Raw genomic sequence first — 16,817 nt, 5'->3', positions numbered from 1 at the left:
TGTCATGATGCGATGAAAAACGCTCAGGCGTGCGGCGGCAGCGGCGCGCCTGAAAGCCTGGCTGCGATATTGTCCCTGATCCGGTAGTAGCGCAGAGTCAGGGCCGGGCCGAAGCTCATGTAGAAGGGTGCTTCCGTCAGGGGTTCGAGTTTCAGGGCCAGTTCGTTTTCCCGCTTGCCGAGCGCCCATTCCGACAGGATGGAGCCGAGCATGGAACCGGTCGGAACCCCACGTCCGGAAAGACCGGTCAGCGCCACCACACCGGGGGCGAGGGAATAGAAGCGGGGTACGGTGCGGTATTGCATATCGAGTTCGCCGAACCAGAAGTATTCCCAGCGGATCTCGCCCTTGATCTGCGGATGCAGCCATTTCAGCCGGTCGCTCATGACCTGCCGTGTATAGGCCATGTCGCGGCCGCGCCGACCCATCGGGAACATCGAGGCGACGATGCGTCCCTCGGCATTGTATTTGTAGACGTAGATGTCGCCGCGTCCGTCATGGATCGTCGTGTTTTTCGGCAGCACGGTGCGGCGCGTTTCCTCGTCCAACGGCTGGGTCGCCGCGACGAAAACCCTCTGGATCTTGAAGGTGCGGTCGAGCTTCGGCCATCCACCCACGGTGTAGGCGCCGGTGGAGAAGATCACCTTGTCAGCGATCACTTCTCCGTTGTCCGTCTTCACGGACCAACCGCCAGTCGGACTGCGGTCGCAGGCGATGACTGCCGAGCCAGTATGGATGATGCCGCCTTCCTGAATGACGGCGCGGGCAAGACCGCGCGCATAGCCGAGTGGATTGAGATGCCCGCCTTCCTCGTGCAGCCAGCCCCCGTGAAAACGTGGACTGCCGGTCAGGGCTTCCACCTCGTCCCGGTCGAGAAAACGGGTGCGGGCACCGACGGCATTGTAGGTTTCGACCTTCTTGTCGAGCCCTGCCAGCGCCCCCTTGTAGGGCGCGCCCATGACATAGCCGTTCTGTACCCATTCGCAATCGATCTGGTAGTCGCGGATCATGCTGGAAACACGGTCGTTTGCCCGCGTCTGGCGCTCGATCAGCCGTTCTGCCCAAGGTTCGCCCAACATCCTGCGCAGTTCGGGCAGGCTGTAATGGGTGAAGGTGGGGGTGCAGTGGCCGGCATTGCGGCCGGAGCCGCCGAAGCCGGCTTCTGCCCGCTCCAGCAGCACGACCTTGACGCCGGCCCGGGCAAGCTCGAGGGCGGTCGTCAGGCCTGTATAGCCGGCTCCGACAATGCAGACATCCGCCTGTACTCTGCCTTCCAGCGGTTCGGTTTTCGGCGCGGTGGCAGCCGTCGCATACCACAGCGTCACGTCGAAGGGAGAAAATGCGGCCATCGGAACACCTCAGTTCAGGTCGCTGCGGGCGTCGAGGGCATCGCGTAGCCCGTCGCCGATGAAGTTGAAGCTGGTTACCGCAAGCGTGATGGCGATGCCGGGAACGATGGCGAGCCACGGGGCGCTGTCGAGATATTGCTGGGCGCCGTTCAGCATGTTGCCCCAGCTCGGCAAGGGCGGCTGTATGCCGTAGCCGAGGAAGCTGACATAGGCCTCGAGCAGGATGGCGCGGGCAACGGTCAGCGTCGCGGCGACGATGATCGGGCCGATGGCATTGGGCAGCAGTTCGCGGAACATGATCCAGGCGTTGGAAAGGCCGAGCATGCGGGCGGCGAGCACGAAGTCGCGTTCGCGCAGCGAGCGGACCTCCGCCTCCACCAGACGGGCGATTTCCATCCAGCTCGTCACGGCGATGATGACGGTAATCATGAAGGGGCTTGGCTTGATGAATGCCGCAAGCGCGAGCAGCAGGAAAATGCTGGGGAAGGAGAGGAAGGCATCGACGAGGCGCATCAGTATGGCGCCGAGACGACCGCCGTAATATCCCGCGATGATTCCGATCACCGTTCCGAGCGCCGTGGACAGCACCATGGCGAAGAAGCCGACCAGCAGCGAGATGCGACCGGCGTTGAAGAGCCGCGCGGCAAGGTCGCGTCCGAGAGGATCGGTACCGAAGATGTGGTGGCCGGTGAACGGCGGTGCGAAGCGGGCTCGGAGGTCGATATAGAGTTCGTCATAGGGCAGAAGATAGGGACCGGCCACGCAGGCGATGACAAGCACGGTAATCATCACGAGGCCGACGACGGCCAGCTTGTGGCGAGCGAAGCGGCGGACGGTGCGGTTGTTCCACCAGCGGGAACGCGGTGCAAGGTCCGGGGAGGGAAGCGTCGTTGCGGACATGATGCGGCTCCTATCCGAGGCGGATGCGCGGATCGACAAAGGCGACCAGCAGGTCGGCGATCAGGCTGCCGAGCAGAACGAGAATGGCGGAAAACATCAGGAGCCCCATCACGACCGGGTAGTCGTGGTAGCCGAGGCTGTCGAGGAACAGGCGTCCCATACCGGGCCAGGTGAACACGGTTTCGGTGACCAGTGCGCCGCCGAGAATGGTCGGAAGCTGTAGTCCGGCGAGTGTAATCATCGGAAGCAGGGCATTGCCGACCACATGCTTCATCAGCACCCTGTTGGGTTTCAGCCCCTTGGCACGGGCCGTCCGCACGAAGTCCTGGTTGATGACATCCAGGGTGGCCGTTCGCATGTAGCGGCTCCACACCGCGATGTTGACCAGCGCCAGCACAAGGCTCGGCATCACGAGATGGATCGCGTAGTCGTAGAACGAACCATCGCCGATCGTGTACATGTTGCCGGCGGGTAGCCACGTGAGCTTCAGCGAGAAGACGTAGATGGCGACGAGGCCGAACCAGAAGGTCGGGATCGAAAGGGCGATCATCGCGCCGACGGTTGCCGCATAGTCGAAGACCGAATAGCGACTGGTTGCGCCCTTTATGCCGATCCATGTGCCGATCAGGATCGAGATCAGCGTCGAGGATAGCATCAGAAGCAGGGTGGCGAACAGGTGGCCGGAGATGATCTCCAGGACCGGTCTCTGGTCGCGGTAGGACTTGCCCCAATCGCCCTGCAGCAGTCTCCAGATCCAGTCGAGATACTGAATGGGCAAGGGACGGTCGAGACCCATCTGATGGGCGATGCGGTCGAGCGCCTCGCGGGTCATGCCGGGGGTCAGCGCATATTGCGACAAGGGCCCGCCGGGCGCGAGGTTGAGGATGGCAAATCCGATGACCGAGACGAGCAGCAAGAGCACAAGGCTCTGCCACAGCCGCTGAAGAAGGTAGGATAGCATGTGCGGGCTCCGGGATCACTGAGGGACACGTCAGGCCGGCCGCCTGTCGCACGGCCGGTCGAGGTTCCGTGGCCGGAGCCGATGCGGCGCCGGCCGGGTCTTCAGCTTCAGGCCCAGCGCCAGGTCGCGACGTTCCAGGTGTCGATGCGAACGTTGACGTTGGGGACGACGTTCTCGACGCCCTGCTTGTGGCCGCGAACCGTCGCATACTGGAAGAGCGGCAGGAACGGCAGTTCCTTGCGCATGATTTCCTGGATCTTCAGATAGACCGCCTTGCGTTCCTCCGGCACGAAGATCTCGCCGCCCTTGGTCAGCAAGTCGTCCACTTCCGTATTGGCAAACTGCCAGGTGTTCTGGCCGGCGCCACCCTTGGCAGGGCTCGAATTGGAGCGGAAGTAATCGGAGGTATCCGGGTCCGATCCGGTCAGGAAGTCGAGGCCGACGATGACGGTGTCGAATTTTGACAGCATCCAGTAATCGCCCCACATGACGGCCGGCGGCAGGTTGGAGATGGTCATCTCGACGCCGAGGTCCTTGAAAGACTGCTGCATATATTGCTGCACCTGTTCGCGGATATGGTTGCCGGCGGTCGTGGAGCAGGTGAAGGAGAGCTTCACGCCGTCCTTTGCGCGGATGCCGTCGGCACCGGGAGCCCAGCCGGCATCATCGAGAAGCTTCTTGGCCTTTTCGATATCGTATTCGTGTTTCGGCAGGTCCGGATTGAAATAGAAGGACTGCTGCGGCACGTAGCTTTCGGTCGGCGAGGGCAGGCCATAATAGAGCGCGTCGATGATCGATTGCTTGTCGATGGCGTGGTAGAGCGCCTCGCGCACGGCTGGATCCTTGAACTGCGGACGTTCCATGTTGAAGGTGAAGGATTCGATCGTCGACCCCGGCACGACGTTGACGTTCTTGCCTTCCAGCCCCTTCGCCTCGTCGTAATGATCGGGGGTGATCCACTGCAGGCCGACGACGTCGATATCTCCGGTCTTGAACTGGGTGTACATGACGTTGAGGTCGGGAACGTATTTGTAGATCAGCTTCTCGACATAGGGGCCTTCGCCGAAATAGTCGGAATTGGCTTCAAGCAGGATATGGTCGCCGGCGACGCGCTCGGACCATTTGAACGGACCGGTGCCGACGGGGGCGTTGTTGAAGGCGGCAGTGTTCTTGTCGGCTTCCGCGCCAAGAATGTGCTTCGGCGTGATGAAGGTCGAAGCGAGAATAGACGGATAGGGTGCGAACGGCTTTTCCATGCGCCACGTGATCTCGGTCGGCGACACGACGGTCAGGTCGCGCACCAGTTCGTGGCCGGTCTTGCGCCAGCTGCGGAAGTTGGGATCGACCAAGAGCTCGATGGTGAACTTGACGTCCTCGGCGGTGAACGGCTTGCCGTCGTGCCATTTGACGTCGTCGCGCAGCTTGACCTTCCAGTTCAGACCGTCGGCGGAAATGCCGCCATTCTCGACGGTCGGCACCTCGGCCGCCAGGGCGGCAACGAATTTGCCCTCGGGATCGACGGAAAACAGCGTGTCGAAAATGCTGAAGTGGATGCCCTCATCCACCTCGATGTGCGGCATATGCGGGTTGAAGACGGTCGGCTCTTGCGAGAAGCCGACGGTGAGCTGGCCCTTGATGGTTTTCGGCTGGGCGGCGAGCGCCTTGCCCATGCCCTGCATGCCGGAAAGAACGAGCCCCGAGGCTCCCAGAGCCATCAGGCCAAGCGCCTGCCGGCGGGTCGGTTTCATGAACGGGTTGTTGTGGTCAGACATGTCAGTTCCCCTTGTTGTTGGATATGATGAAACGTCAGTTTGCATTTCTGCGCCGCCTCTCCGGGCAGTTTTCGCAGCAAGGCGGCGAACCGTTCTTCACCGCCTGTTCCGGTGCCGCCGGCATTCCGGCCGACGGCAAAACCAGTCAGAAACCGCTGATCAGCTCGATCTTCGATCCATCGGAAAAGCGGTTGAAACGGAAGTTCTCGCGCTCGACGAGCGGCGGGCGTCCGGTCACGATGTCGGCCATCAGTCGACCGGCCCCGGGGCCGATGCCGAAGCCGTGACCGGAAAAGCCGGTCGCGACATGGAAGCCGGGAATGGCGTCGATCGCGTCGATCACGGGGATGGCGTCGGGCGTGACATCGATCATGCCCGCCCAGCGCTGCGCGATTTCCGCCTTCTCGAAGACAGGGAAGGCCTTCTTCAGTTTGGCGAGCGCGCTGTCGGTCATCGCTTTCGAGGGGATCGGATCGAGGACGCGGTTGTACTCGAAGGGAGAGGGTTCATCGAGCGCCCAATGGCGGGGCATGCGGAACTCGTCATAGAATCTGCCGCCGAAGCGGAAGCGGAGCGAACGCCACTCGTGCCCCAGCGCCGGCAGGAATTTCGTCGCGTAGCGGAAGGAGGCGGGCACGATGTCAACGATGTTCTGGAAACCGTCGGCAATGGTGTAGCCGCCGTCGAGCCGCTTGCGAATGGCAAAGCCATTCGACCACAAGGCCTCTTCCGGACCGCCTTCGAGCGGTTTCGTGCGCAGCACGGAGTTCATGACCTTCAGCTGCGGAAGATCGAGGCCATTATTGCCGAGGAAAAGGCTCGACCACGCGCCACCCGCGAGAACCACGGCCTTGCATGCGATCTCCCCGCGTTCGGTCACGACTCCGGAAACCCTGCCGGCGGAGAGCTGCAGGCCGCGTACCGCGCATTCGGTCAGGATATGGGCGCCCCTGTCACGGGCAGCTTCCGCGATCGCCGGCGCGGCCCGTTGGGGCTCCGCGCGGCAATCGCCGGCGGTGTAGAGCGCGCCGGCGATGTTCATGTTGGAGTCGGGGTACTTCGCTTTGAACTCCGCTGCGCTCAGCATGCGGGACTCGATCTGGTAGCCTTCAAGGTTGCGGTTCCAGCGTTCGTGCTCATCGAACTGCTTGTCGTCGGCGCAGGTGAAGACGATGCCGGATCGTTTGAAACCGGTCTCACGGGCGGTGCGCCGGTTGAGGTCGGCCCAGATACGAAGGGATTCCGCCATCAGCGGTACTTCGCGGGGGTCGCGGCGGGAGATGCGCACCCAGCCCCAGTTACGGCTGGATTGCTCGTGGCCGATCCCGCCCTTTTCGCAAAGCGCGACGCGAAGGCCGCTATCGACAAGTTCCAGTGCTGTGGAGGTTCCGATGATCCCGCCGCCGATCACGACGACGTCCACCTCTTTCGGCAGTTCCTCGTCGCCATGGACGGGAACGACATATGGACCGGGCATTTCAGAAAAACTCCTCAAGCTGACAATTGATGGCGAACTCGGCGACGGAGGCTTCGTTCGGAAGGGAAACGAGCAATGCGACGATGCGGGCGAGGTCGCCTGGCTGGGTCAACTGTTCGGCTGGCCGGTCGGTCAGGCCGGCAGCCATGTCGGTTGCGACGAAACCGGGGCAGACGGCGGTGGCGCGTACACCCTTGTCGAAACCGGCCTGCCGGATCGCATGGGAAAGTGCCACAGCCGCGAATTTGGAGACGGAATAGCTGCCCGATCCCGCCGACTTGACGCGTTTGCCGGAAAGCGATGCGAGAATGATGACGCGTCCCTGGCCGCTTTCGCAGAGCGGTTCCCATGCGGCCTTTGCAAGACGGCGCGGCGCCTTGACGTTGACAGCGAGCATCGCGTCGATGTCTTCGTCTTCCGCTTCAATCACCGTCTTGGGGATCATGATGCCGGCATTGGCGACGATGGCATCGACCCGTCCGAAATGGCGGAGGGCATCCGCGACCCAGCGCGCTTCGGCGCCGGGGTCATTTGCATCGTATTGTGCAAGATGCACGGAATTCGCCTGGTCTCCCGAGCTGGCCCAGTAGGGTATTGTCGGCTTGCGCATCCCGAGCGATACCGCCCAACCCTGTCGGAACAGTTCCGCGGCGATGTGATCGCCTATGCCCCTGCTCGCTCCTGAAATCAGCGCAACGCGCCGTCCGGTTTTGATGGTCATTCTGCAAGCCCTACAATCCGGCGATATGCCCGCCGCAGGATGTCCATGAGTTGTCGTTGCTCGTCTTCAGGGATGAAGTCGAAAAATTCGCGCGACTGCTTGGGGACGAGTTCGCGGACTTTAACGGCCAGGGCAGCGCCGGCCGCCGTGATGTAAAGCTCCTGAGCGCGGCTGTCTTCGGGGGAGGTTTCGCGCCGTAGCAGATTGTGCGCTTCCATCTGGTCGATGATGCGTCCCATTGCGGAGCGGTCCTTCATTGTCAGGTGGGCGATGACGGAAGGGCGGATGCCAGGATGGCTGTCGACGAGAAGCAGCGTTGTGATCTTGCCGGTGCCCTTGGCGACGTCGAGACCTTCGAGACATTCGTCGAGATCCCGGGATACTGCGAGATTGATCGCCCGGATGTAGAAGCTCAGCGTGTCCTTAAGGACGTCGAGATCGACCTCCTCGACGGTCGTTGGCGGTTTTGCTGGTATTTTCGGCATTCTGTTCCTGTCTCTTGCGGACATGAAGAACCGCCGGCGGCCTGCGGTATCTGCAGCCTGCCCATGCTGTCCGGCATTCATGTCGTGTGTCGTCGTGGCGGTAGGAAAGGACAAATGGTGGATGAATGCAACTATATTGTTGTCCTGATAAGAAATTTTTTCTCTTTTCCGGAAAGTTTGAGGCAACAACCAACACTCCGGATTCCCTGGGGTCCGGTCGGTTTTTCCCATGTTTTTTGCTTCGGCCGTAACGCACCCGCCGCCCGTTAGGAGAACGGGCAGGCGGGTCGTTTAAGGCGAATCTCCTTGAGGAAGCCCGTCAGGCTTCCGCGGCCCTTGCCGCTGGTTCCCAGTCCGCGCCGGGAATGGCTGAAACCAGCCGCTGCGTATATTCGTGCTCGGGTGCCCGGAATATCTTGGAGGGCGGACCGTGTTCAACCACGCTTCCCTTGTACATCACGATCACGTCGTCGCAGATCTGGCTTGCCACGCGCAGGTCGTGGGTAATGAAGATCACTGCGACCTTCATTTCCTTCTGCACGCGGGCCAGCAATTCGAGGATCTGTGCCTGGATGGAGACGTCGAGGGCCGAGACGGCCTCGTCCGCGACAAGCAGGACAGGATCGAACATTAATGCGCGTGCAATGCCGATCCTCTGGCGCTGTCCGCCGGAAAACTCATGTGGAAAGCGGTCGTAGGCCGCTTCGTCGAGACCGACCAGCTTCAGCAGGCGGAAGGCCTTGGTCTTCGCTTCATGGACGGCAAGGCCGTGGGCAACCGGCCCGACCGTCAGGATCCTGCCGATCGTGTGGCGCGGATTAAGCGACGCAAACGGATCCTGAAAGATCATCTGGATATAGGGCCGGAGCAGGCGAAAACTTTCTTCGGGCATGTTTGCCACATCCCGGCCGTCGAAGAGGATTCGCCCTGCATCGGGTTCTAGGAGTTTCAAAAGGACGCGGCCAAGCGAAGACTTGCCCGAACCGCTTTCGCCGACGACACCGAGGGTCTGGCCTTTGTGAATGACGAAGCTGACATCGTTGACCGCTTTCACCACACGGCCCTTGCTGAGAAATGAACCGGTCGTGCGGTATTCCTTCTGCAGGTTTTCCACCTGAAGTACCACGGGTGCGTCCTCGACTGCGGATCGGTCGTCGCCGCGCATGCGCGGCACTGCGGCCACGAGGCGCTGGGTGTAGGGATGCGACGGGCGGGTCAATACGTCTTCGGCCTTGCCCTGCTCGACCAGTATCCCCTTTTCCATCACCACGACGCGGTCGGCGATCTCCGCGACCACCCCGAAGTCGTGGGTGATGAACATCACGCTCATATTCTTACGCTTCTGGATCTTGCGGATGAGTTCCAGAATCTGTGCCTGTGTGGTGACGTCGAGCGCGGTCGTCGGTTCGTCGGCGATCAGGACATCGGGATCGAGCGCCAGCGCCATGGCGATCATGACGCGCTGCCGCTGGCCGCCGGAGAGGCGGAAGGGATATTGCAGGCGCATGAGCGCGGGGTCGGGAAGGCCGACCTCCTCCAGCAGTTCGAGCACCCTGGCGGTTCGGCTTTCCGGAGTGCCGACGCCATGGGCCGCCATAACCTCGGCGATCTGGTCGCCGACGGTCATCAACGGGTTCAGCGCCGAGAGCGGGTCCTGGAAGATGATCGAGACAGCCTGCCCGCGCAGCGGCCTGATTTTCTCCTCGGGAGTGGAGACGATGTCCATGCCCTTGAAGAGGATTTGTCCGGCCGTCACTTTGATCGACGGCGCGAGCAAGCCCATGATGGCGTTGGCGGTTACAGATTTGCCGGAGCCGGATTCGCCGATGATGCAAAGAATTTCACCGGCATTGAGATCGAATGAGATGTCCTGGACTGCATGGGCGCGTTCCATCTTGGGAGGTAGGCTGACTGTCAGATGACGCACCGATAGCACCACGTTGGGAGGCATGGAGGCTTGCGACATGGGTTCCCCTTGTTTTCTGGCTTCGTCGCTGATTGTGCCGCGCGGCCTTTTGACCGTCGTCGGCTACAAAATAGTGGATCGTATCCACTATTTTGTCCAGAGAGTTTGGAAAGGGCGTTTTGGTTTCTTCCGTAGAGAAAGATCGTAAGCGGGCACGGGGCGCCGCATGGGAGCAATATAGTTACAAACCGCGTTACGGCTGAACGTTCCGCCCGCAAGGACTGAGGCCGGTTCCATCATCCTTTCCCAGACCATCGGGAAGGCATCCGAAAATCTCTGCCTTCACTCTCCCGAACCGCGGAAAATCATTCCCGTTTGCCTGCCATGCCGAGGCAATCTCGCCTCGTTCTGTCATCCCTTGACCTATATGTTTGTTTCAGCATCAACATTTCTATCGGGATTTACTGGATGAAGCGCATTTTTTCGCTTTCAATCGTTGTGGCGGCGGTACTCGCAGGCGCTTCGGTCGGTCGGGCCGAGGACAAGATCCTCAACGCCTCCTACGACATTTCGCGTGAGCTGTTCGCGGCTGTGAACCAGGCTTTCGTTCCGAAGTACAAGGCCGATACCGGCAAGGATGTAACGGTCGATCAATCCCACGCAGGCTCGTCGAAACAGGCACGCTCCATTCTCGAGGGACTTGAGGCGGACGTCGTCACTTTCAACCAGGTGATCGACGTCGAGACGCTTGCCAAGGGCGGGTTCGTTTCGGCCGATTGGCAGAAGAATTTTCCCAATAACGCCTCGCCCTATTATTCCTTCCCGTCCTTCCTCGTCAGGGCCGGTAATCCGAAGAACATCATGAACTGGGACGACCTTGTCCGGGACGACGTCAAGGTGATCTTCCCGAACCCGAAGACCTCCGGCAATGCGCGCTATACCTATCTGGCGGCGACCGCATTTGCCAAGAAAGCCTATGGTGGCGACGAAGCCAAGGTGAAGGCGTTCGTTACCAAGCTCTTCGACAACGTTCCGGTCTTCGATACGGGCGGACGTGCCGCGACGACGACTTTCGTGGAGCGCAATGTCGGCGACGTGCTCGTGACATTCGAGGCCGAGACGCGCGGCATCGTCAAGGAATTCGGCAAGGACAAGTTGGAAACCGTAACGCCGCCCACCAGCCTTCTGGCGGAGTTTCCGGTCGCGATTGTCGACAAGGTTGCCGATGCCCGTGGCACGCGCGACCTCGCCAAGGCCTATCTGGACTTTCTTTACACACCGGAAGGGCAGCGTATTCTCGCTCAGAATGGCAACCGTGTGAACGACCCTGCCGTCAGCGCCGAGTTCAAGGATCAGTTCCCGGCCGTGGAACTCCAGAAGGTCGAGGACGTATTCGGTTCCTGGAGTGACATCCAGAAAACGCATTTCGCCTCGGGCGGGCTGCTGGACGAGCTTTACGGTCAACGTTAAGAACAAGCGCGGTTATCTGCCGGCCCGGCGGCTTCGGCTGTCGGGCGATTTATGTTTGAAGAGGTTGCCGTTTGAAACGCCGTGTCCTGCCCGGATTTTCGCTCTCGCTCGGCGTGACCGTTTTCTATGTCGCGCTGATCGTCGTCCTGCCGCTGACGGCGCTCGTATTCAAGGCCGCAAGCCTCGGGCCCGCCGATTACTGGTCGATCATTTCCTCCGCGCGGGCCGTCGCGAGCTATCGCGTCACCGTTCTTTGCGCCTTGGCGGCCACCGTTTTCAATCTGTTCTTCGGGCTGGCACTGGCGTGGGTCTTGTCGCGCTACCGGTTTCCCGGTCGACGCCTTGTCGATGCCGTCGTCGACCTGCCGTTCGCCTTGCCGACGGCGGTCGCGGGTATTTCTTTGACGACCCTCTTTGCGCCGGGCGGCCTGTTCGGTCGTTTTCTCGATCCGCTCGGCATCCAGGTCGCCTACACGCCGCTCGGCATCATGATTGCCATGGCGTTCACCAGCCTTCCTTTCATCGTCCGTACCGTTCAGCCCGTTCTTGAAGAGATCGATCCTGCGCTGGAAGAGGCCGCCCAGTCGCTCGGTGGCTCGGATCGCGAAGTCTTCACCCGCGTTATCCTGCCGCTGCTCAAACCCGCGCTGCTCGCGGGCGTCTCTCTGGCCTTCGCCCGCAGTCTCGGCGAATTCGGTGCAATCATTTTCATCGCGGGCAACCAGCCATTCGAGACGGAGATCACGGCTCTGCTCATCTTCATCCGCCTCGAGGAGTATGACTATCAGGCGGCCGCGGCCATCGCCTCCGTGCTCCTCATCACTGCCTTCGCCATGCTTGCCGTCACGAACGCATTGCAAAATCGCGCATTGCGCTACACGGAGCGGAGTTGAGCCATGCAAAACGCGAACGGACGCGCGCCGCGCGTCGGGGACACACCGCTGGTCCGCCGCAGTCTGATCGGTGGGGTCCTCCTGATCGGAGCATTGTTCATCCTTGCGCCTCTCGTGGTCATCGGCATCGAGGCTTTTTCGAAGGGAGCGGATGTCTATTGGGCGGCGGTCAGCCATCCCGATACGCGGAGCGCCATTCTGATGACCGTCCTGACGGCCCTCATCGCAGTGCCGTTGAATACGGTCTTCGGGATTTGCGCCGCGTGGGCGATCACCAAGTTCGATTTTCCCCTGCGCCGTCTCCTGATCGTCGTTATAGAGATTCCGTTCTCGATTTCGCCGATTGTCGCGGGGGTCTCCTATCTGTTCGTCTACGGTCTTCAGGGGCTGTTCGGCCCTCTTCTCCAAGACGCCGGGATAAAGGTGCTCTTCGCCTTGCCGGGCATCGTGCTGGCTTCGATGTTCGTCACGGCTCCCTTCGTGGCACGCGAACTCATTCCTCTCATGCAGGCGCAGGGCAGGGATCTCGAGGAAGCCGCTACATCGCTCGGCGCATCGGGGTTGCGGACGTTCCTGAAGGTGACACTCCCCAACATCAAATGGGCGCTGCTTTACGGCGTCGTGCTCTGCAATGCGCGCGTGGTCGGCGAATTCGGTGCCGTTTCCGTCGTCTCTGGCAATATCCGCGGCCAGACCAATACGCTGCCGCTTCATATCGAATTGCTCTACCACGACTACCAGACGGCGGGTGCCTTTGCTGCGGCCTCCATTCTTGCCGTCATCGCAATCTTTACCATTATCGCAAAGGTGCTGCTGGAACGCCGCGGCGCCGGGCGCAAGAGGCGGCCGGTCGCCGCCGCTGAAACCGCCGGGGAACAGACCGCATGAAAATTCGCCTCGACAACGTCGTAAAGACATTCGACACGTTTCGCGCCGTCCACGGCGTTTCCCTCGATATCGCCAGCGGAGAGCTGGTTGCCCTGCTGGGGCCATCCGGTTCCGGAAAGACTACCATCCTGCGCATGGTTGCCGGCCTTGAATTCGCAGATGGCGGCCAGATCTATTTCGGAGACCAGGATGCAACCGAAATTCCCGTGCGCGAGCGCGGAGTGGGGTTTGTCTTTCAGCACTACGCTCTCTTCCCGCATATGACCGTCGCCGAAAACATCGCCTTCGGCATGACGACTGCACGCGCCGTCAAACGGAGCCGGGAGGAGATCGACGCTCGGGTGAAGGAGCTTCTGGGGCTTGTGCGTCTTGAAGGGCTGGGCGGCCGCTTCCCGGGCCAGATTTCGGGTGGCCAGCGCCAGCGGGTCGCTCTGGCCCGTGCGCTGACCGTCGATCCAAAGGTGCTGCTTCTCGATGAACCCTTCGGTGCACTCGATGCGAAGGTGCGCCGGGACCTGCGCCGATGGCTGCGGGAGATCCACGACCAGCTCGGCATCACCACGCTTTTCGTCACCCACGATCAGGAAGAGGCGCTGGATCTTGCCGATCGCGTTGTCATTCTGAATGAAGGAAAAATCGTCCAGGCGGCCAGCCCTTCGGAAATTTGCCGCAATCCGGGCTCGGCTTTCGTCATGCGCTTCCTGGGAGACACGAATGTCCTGCGGACGGAAGCCGTCGGCGGACGTGCTCGTCTTGGCAAGGGGCAGATCGAGGCGGATGGCCTGGCGGACGGACCGGCTGAGGTGTTTTTCCGTCCTACCGAGGCCGAATGGTCGGTCAACGGGGAGGGGGATATCGCCGTAACGGTAAACCGGGTCATGGATCGTCCCGGAGAACGCAACCTCCTTGTCACGGCAGAGTCCGGCGAGAGCTTCGAGATCCGGGTGCCTTCAACGACTGAAGTCGTATCAGGGGCTTCCGGATCGATCAGCATTCGCAACTACCGGATTTTTTCCCTGAACGCGCGCTCCGCAGCGTAAGCTATCGACTACATAACCTCACCCACGAAGTACCGGTGCTATTCTATGGCGCGGGCCATGCAGCCACGACCTTCGCCGGGCTTGTTGCAAAGTCAGGATCAGCGCGCAGTTTGCCCCTAAACTGTGGGGCACTTCGCGGTCAGGCCGATGGCGGAACAACTGTCTCGCCTGTCGCTGCAAGGAGTGCATTCCGCGGGACGAGCGCGCCGTGATGTCCGATGACGGCGGCGGCGATCCGGGCTGCGGCGTGAGCTGCCGTCCGGGCGTCGCCGTCCTGAATGTAGTGGGCGAGAAAGGTGCCGTTGAAGCTGTCGCCGGCGCTTGTGGTGTCGACAATCTTTTCGACCCGGGCGGCAGGGATGAATTCCACGGGTTTACCCGTAAAGCCAAGAGTGATCCCGTTCGCGCCGTCCTTGACCACCACGCCAGCGGCGCCGAGCGCCCTGTATCGGGCAATCGTCGCCGCCGGATCGGTGTCGCCGAAATGTGTGGCTTCGTCGTCGAAGCTCGGCATGACGAGGTTCGCGGCTGATGCCCCTTCGGTGATGGTTTCCAGCATGGCGGTCTTGTCCTGCCAGAGATGGGGACGGATGTTCGGATCGAAGACCACGGTCTTGCCCTCCGCCCTTGCTTTCCGCAGCTCAGATATCAGTGTACCGGCGGCGTCGAGGCTCAATATTGCCAGCGTGATGCCCGAGAAGAAGAGCACATCCGATTGTTCAATCGCGGCCCGCAGATGGTTCGGATCGTCCGCAAGGGTCTTCGCCGCGGATGCCGAGCGCCAGTAGGAGAAGCTGCGTTCGCCATTATCGAGATGGATCATGTAGAGGCCGGGCGTGCGGCCGGCGACGCGCCTTATAAAAGCGGTCTCGACACCGGTGCCTTCGATGAAGGACAGCATCTCCTCGGATATCTTGTCCGTTCCGACGGCGCTCAGATAGCTGACCACCCAGTCATCGGGGGCCTCGAGACGGGCGTAATAGGCGGTGTTGAAGGTATCCCCCGCATATCCCTTGCTCAGAAGCCCTCCCTCCGCTTGGCGGAGTTCCACCATGCATTCGCCGATCGATAGCATTCGCTTCATATTGCCGTCCTGTCGTATTTAGCTGTCCGCTTGGCCGTGCCTTCTATGGCAACCGGGAGAGCCTGTGTTCGTCATCGATAAGGTTCAGCCTGGAAGGTGCCTTGTCGCCCCATTGCCACAGGACCAGATTGAAATCGTCGTCCGTTGCGCCTGGCGCGAAGCTGCGGACCAGCAGGGCATGATAGCCTGCGGCCGTCGCCTGCCTGGCGAATGCCTGCGTTCTTGCCTCGCCATGGGCTTTCATTTCGTCACGCCAGGTTGAAGCAGCCAAGGCCGCGGCATCCATTCCGAACGCCGCCAGTTCCGAGGCCTCGCGGCCGTCCAGAACCCTGTCGATCTCGGCGTCATAGGAAACGAGCGTGGTCGGCTGGAGATTGCCGACCTGGTTCGCTTCCCGCAATGCTGTCATGATGGAGAGCGATGCGTAGAGCGCCTGCATGCCTTTCGGATTGAAGCGTCCACCATAGAGTTCCGCGCCGCGGCCTGACAGCGGTTCGCGGGCGTAGATCGGGTTGAGGGCGCGATAGAGCTTGCCGCTAAAGGATAACGGCATGGTCAGGCGTGAACGCCGGCATCGATCGCGTCGATATAGTCGAGTACGTCCTCGGCCCGGCCATTGCGCACAAGCTGCATGGCGGTCTGGCCGGAAAAACCAGGCAGAGGCTCGGAACGATACCAGGCATACGCCATCAGGGCGGAGCCGAAGCGCGGCTCGACCTTGTTGAGGATCTCGACCATCTCGCGAAGACGACGCTGTGTCCTGTCCGAACGCACACGATCCTTGCGCTGAACAGCATCCCTGCCCAGCCCTACGGTGCGGGCGACTTCCTCGCTTGTCGTCCGTAGCGTGTCGGCGATCTTCCGTGGTGCGAACATCCCGTTATCCGAATACTGTGCCAGCCCCATGATATCGATCTCGACAGAATAAGCCTCTAATTTTGACGCAATATAGCGTCAAGAAAAGAGTTGTTCAATAGTCGGGAAAAAATGGTGGGATTTCGTCGGAACGACGCGACCATTCGTTTACGCCGCGAAATCCGCCGTCAGGCGGTGGGTGGCGTCGAGCACGATGGTCAGTGCACCGGCCCTGGCAAGAGGGACGGCGCCACAAAGACTGCCGGTCGTGATGATTTCTCCCGCAGCAAGCGAATTTTCCGGCCGGTCCGTCCGATTGGCCCAATCCGCGAGCCATGCAAGCACATCGCCTGCCGGATGTCTGGCTGCATCGGCAAAGATCACTTCGTCGCCCAGGGTGATTTCGAGTGGTGTGCCCGCCACTGCGTCAAGAGCGGAAAGCGGCAGCGTCGGCCCGAGCAGATAACCGGCATTGCCGAGACGATCGGCGAGGAAGAGCAGGTAGGGCGATTTGCTGCCCTCGACGAGGCGGCTGTCCAGGACCTCCAGGCCGAGATGGACGCTGTCGACCGCTTTGACGATTTCATCCCGACTGTAACCCTCCGTGCGGGGCGGCAATGCGGTGGAGAGTCGTATGGCGATCTCCGCTTCGATGGCGACGCCCGCCCGCCATGGGAAGGTCGCAGCATCGGCGATATGGAGCGGAAGCAATCGTCCCGTTACGGCAATGCCGTCAGGAGAACGGGCGACCTTGTAGCCCCCGGGTTCCGCCGGCGCATCCGCCGTGGTTATCGCCTGGACGGCAAAGGCCTCGGCGATCGTCGAAGGTGCAGGAAGACTGTCGGCAGGCATGCGCGCCTTGGCCTGTTTCAGCGCAGCAGCAAGAGCGGTCGGATCGAAGGAAATGGGGGACATGGTCATCATCCGGAATTGAAGAGGGATATCAGGTAGCCCTTGAAGGCGGTGCTGTCGAGCCGTGCTGCATCAGCTTGTAGCGCCGCATCCCATTTTGCCGC

General features: G+C 61.3%; 16 protein-coding genes. 4 read left to right on the top strand and 12 right to left on the bottom strand.

Annotation, left to right across the window (positions count from 1 at the left end):
• Nucleotides 1–23: 23 nt before the first annotated feature.
• From ACLBKR_RS21815 to ACLBKR_RS21780, 8 genes are all read right to left on the bottom strand, one after another.
• A complete protein-coding gene (locus tag ACLBKR_RS21815; protein WP_414902200.1) occupies nt 24–1,349 on the bottom strand; it encodes an NAD(P)/FAD-dependent oxidoreductase in 1,326 nt (441 codons plus the stop codon).
• 9 nt (nt 1,350–1,358) lie between these two features.
• Nucleotides 1,359–2,249, bottom strand: a complete 891-nt coding sequence (locus tag ACLBKR_RS21810) for an ABC transporter permease (RefSeq protein ID WP_414902198.1) — start codon at nt 2,247–2,249, stop codon at nt 1,359–1,361.
• 10 nt (nt 2,250–2,259) lie between these two features.
• Nucleotides 2,260–3,210, bottom strand: a complete 951-nt coding sequence (locus ACLBKR_RS21805; RefSeq protein ID WP_414902196.1) for an ABC transporter permease — start codon at nt 3,208–3,210, stop codon at nt 2,260–2,262.
• Nucleotides 3,211–3,317: 107 nt separating this feature from the next.
• Nucleotides 3,318–4,982: a peptide ABC transporter substrate-binding protein gene (locus ACLBKR_RS21800; protein ID WP_113446897.1), complete on the bottom strand. Its 1,665-nt coding sequence runs from the start codon at nt 4,980–4,982 to the stop codon at nt 3,318–3,320.
• Nucleotides 4,983–5,127: 145 nt separating this feature from the next.
• Entirely contained in the window at nt 5,128–6,459 is a 1,332-nt protein-coding gene (locus ACLBKR_RS21795) for an NAD(P)/FAD-dependent oxidoreductase (protein ID WP_112829856.1), read from the bottom strand.
• Between the two features lies 1 nt (nt 6,460).
• Nucleotides 6,461–7,180 carry an SDR family NAD(P)-dependent oxidoreductase gene (locus tag ACLBKR_RS21790; RefSeq protein ID WP_112829857.1) on the bottom strand — a complete coding sequence of 240 codons (720 nt, stop codon included), beginning with the start codon at nt 7,178–7,180 and terminating at the stop codon, nt 6,461–6,463.
• On the bottom strand, nt 7,177–7,665 hold the full coding sequence (locus ACLBKR_RS21785) for a MarR family transcriptional regulator (protein ID WP_112829858.1): 489 nt from the start codon (nt 7,663–7,665) through the stop codon (nt 7,177–7,179). Before ACLBKR_RS21785 ends, ACLBKR_RS21790 begins: the two co-directional genes overlap by 4 nt.
• A gap of 319 nt (nt 7,666–7,984) precedes the next feature.
• The gene (locus tag ACLBKR_RS21780) at nt 7,985–9,631 is read right to left on the bottom strand and encodes an ABC transporter ATP-binding protein (RefSeq protein ID WP_112829859.1); all 1,647 of its coding nucleotides are present in this window, start codon (nt 9,629–9,631) and stop codon (nt 7,985–7,987) included.
• 408 nt (nt 9,632–10,039) lie between these two features.
• Here ACLBKR_RS21780 and cysP point away from each other — a divergent pair, with 408 nt between their 5' ends.
• The 4 genes from cysP to ACLBKR_RS21760 all read left to right on the top strand — a co-directional run bounded on the left by cysP (nt 10,040) and on the right by ACLBKR_RS21760 (nt 13,862).
• Nucleotides 10,040–11,041 carry a thiosulfate ABC transporter substrate-binding protein CysP gene (cysP, locus tag ACLBKR_RS21775; RefSeq protein WP_112829898.1) on the top strand — a complete coding sequence of 334 codons (1,002 nt, stop codon included), beginning with the start codon at nt 10,040–10,042 and terminating at the stop codon, nt 11,039–11,041.
• 71 nt (nt 11,042–11,112) lie between these two features.
• The gene (gene cysT, locus ACLBKR_RS21770) at nt 11,113–11,934 is read left to right on the top strand and encodes a sulfate ABC transporter permease subunit CysT (protein WP_112829860.1); all 822 of its coding nucleotides are present in this window, start codon (nt 11,113–11,115) and stop codon (nt 11,932–11,934) included.
• 3 nt (nt 11,935–11,937) lie between these two features.
• Nucleotides 11,938–12,822, top strand: coding sequence for a sulfate ABC transporter permease subunit CysW (gene cysW, locus ACLBKR_RS21765; protein WP_112829861.1), 885 nt, complete (start codon nt 11,938–11,940; stop codon nt 12,820–12,822).
• A complete protein-coding gene (locus ACLBKR_RS21760; RefSeq protein ID WP_112829862.1) occupies nt 12,819–13,862 on the top strand; it encodes a sulfate/molybdate ABC transporter ATP-binding protein in 1,044 nt (347 codons plus the stop codon). Before cysW ends, ACLBKR_RS21760 begins: the two co-directional genes overlap by 4 nt.
• A 139-nt stretch (nt 13,863–14,001) precedes the next feature.
• Here the strand turns inward: ACLBKR_RS21760 and ACLBKR_RS21755 are convergent, their stop codons facing one another.
• The 4 genes from ACLBKR_RS21755 to ACLBKR_RS21740 form a co-directional block, all read right to left on the bottom strand.
• Nucleotides 14,002–14,946, bottom strand: coding sequence for a sugar kinase (locus tag ACLBKR_RS21755; RefSeq protein ID WP_113446898.1), 945 nt, complete (start codon nt 14,944–14,946; stop codon nt 14,002–14,004).
• A gap of 43 nt (nt 14,947–14,989) precedes the next feature.
• Nucleotides 14,990–15,499 carry an RES family NAD+ phosphorylase gene (locus ACLBKR_RS21750; protein WP_112829864.1) on the bottom strand — a complete coding sequence of 170 codons (510 nt, stop codon included), beginning with the start codon at nt 15,497–15,499 and terminating at the stop codon, nt 14,990–14,992.
• Nucleotides 15,500–15,501: 2 nt separating this feature from the next.
• Complete coding sequence (locus ACLBKR_RS21745; RefSeq protein WP_113339952.1) at nt 15,502–15,852, bottom strand: MbcA/ParS/Xre antitoxin family protein; 351 nt, start codon at nt 15,850–15,852, stop codon at nt 15,502–15,504.
• A 117-nt stretch (nt 15,853–15,969) separates the two neighbouring features.
• Nucleotides 15,970–16,716, bottom strand: coding sequence for a fumarylacetoacetate hydrolase family protein (locus ACLBKR_RS21740; protein ID WP_414902190.1), 747 nt, complete (start codon nt 16,714–16,716; stop codon nt 15,970–15,972).
• Between the last annotated feature and the right edge of the window lie 101 nt (nt 16,717–16,817).

It is taken from the genome of Paenirhizobium cremeum (genome assembly GCF_047553425.1).
GTDB classification, from domain to species: domain Bacteria; phylum Pseudomonadota; class Alphaproteobacteria; order Rhizobiales; family Rhizobiaceae; genus Allorhizobium; species Allorhizobium cremeum.
The sequence above is the reverse complement of the archived record's forward strand: the minus strand, read 5'-3'. Positions and strand labels throughout refer to the sequence as shown.

Excerpts from the sequence above, each read along its gene's own strand:
- ACLBKR_RS21760 (WP_112829862.1), top strand. The coding sequence starts at position 12,819 with ATGAAAATTCGCCTCGACAACGTCGTAAAGACATTCGACACGTTTCGC.
- ACLBKR_RS21755 (WP_113446898.1), bottom strand. The coding sequence starts at position 14,946 with ATGAAGCGAATGCTATCGATCGGCGAATGCATGGTGGAACTCCGCCAA.
- ACLBKR_RS21780 (WP_112829859.1), bottom strand. The coding sequence starts at position 9,631 with ATGTCGCAAGCCTCCATGCCTCCCAACGTGGTGCTATCGGTGCGTCAT.
- ACLBKR_RS21805 (WP_414902196.1), bottom strand. The coding sequence starts at position 3,210 with ATGCTATCCTACCTTCTTCAGCGGCTGTGGCAGAGCCTTGTGCTCTTG.
- ACLBKR_RS21795 (WP_112829856.1), bottom strand. The coding sequence starts at position 6,459 with ATGCCCGGTCCATATGTCGTTCCCGTCCATGGCGACGAGGAACTGCCG.
- ACLBKR_RS21750 (WP_112829864.1), bottom strand. The coding sequence starts at position 15,499 with ATGCCGTTATCCTTTAGCGGCAAGCTCTATCGCGCCCTCAACCCGATC.
- cysW (WP_112829861.1), top strand. The coding sequence starts at position 11,938 with ATGCAAAACGCGAACGGACGCGCGCCGCGCGTCGGGGACACACCGCTG.
- ACLBKR_RS21800 (WP_113446897.1), bottom strand. The coding sequence starts at position 4,982 with ATGTCTGACCACAACAACCCGTTCATGAAACCGACCCGCCGGCAGGCG.
- ACLBKR_RS21790 (WP_112829857.1), bottom strand. The coding sequence starts at position 7,180 with ATGACCATCAAAACCGGACGGCGCGTTGCGCTGATTTCAGGAGCGAGC.
- ACLBKR_RS21815 (WP_414902200.1), bottom strand. The coding sequence starts at position 1,349 with ATGGCCGCATTTTCTCCCTTCGACGTGACGCTGTGGTATGCGACGGCT.
- ACLBKR_RS21745 (WP_113339952.1), bottom strand. The coding sequence starts at position 15,852 with ATGGGGCTGGCACAGTATTCGGATAACGGGATGTTCGCACCACGGAAG.
- cysP (WP_112829898.1), top strand. The coding sequence starts at position 10,040 with ATGAAGCGCATTTTTTCGCTTTCAATCGTTGTGGCGGCGGTACTCGCA.
- ACLBKR_RS21785 (WP_112829858.1), bottom strand. The coding sequence starts at position 7,665 with ATGCCGAAAATACCAGCAAAACCGCCAACGACCGTCGAGGAGGTCGAT.
- ACLBKR_RS21740 (WP_414902190.1), bottom strand. The coding sequence starts at position 16,716 with ATGTCCCCCATTTCCTTCGATCCGACCGCTCTTGCTGCTGCGCTGAAA.
- ACLBKR_RS21810 (WP_414902198.1), bottom strand. The coding sequence starts at position 2,249 with ATGTCCGCAACGACGCTTCCCTCCCCGGACCTTGCACCGCGTTCCCGC.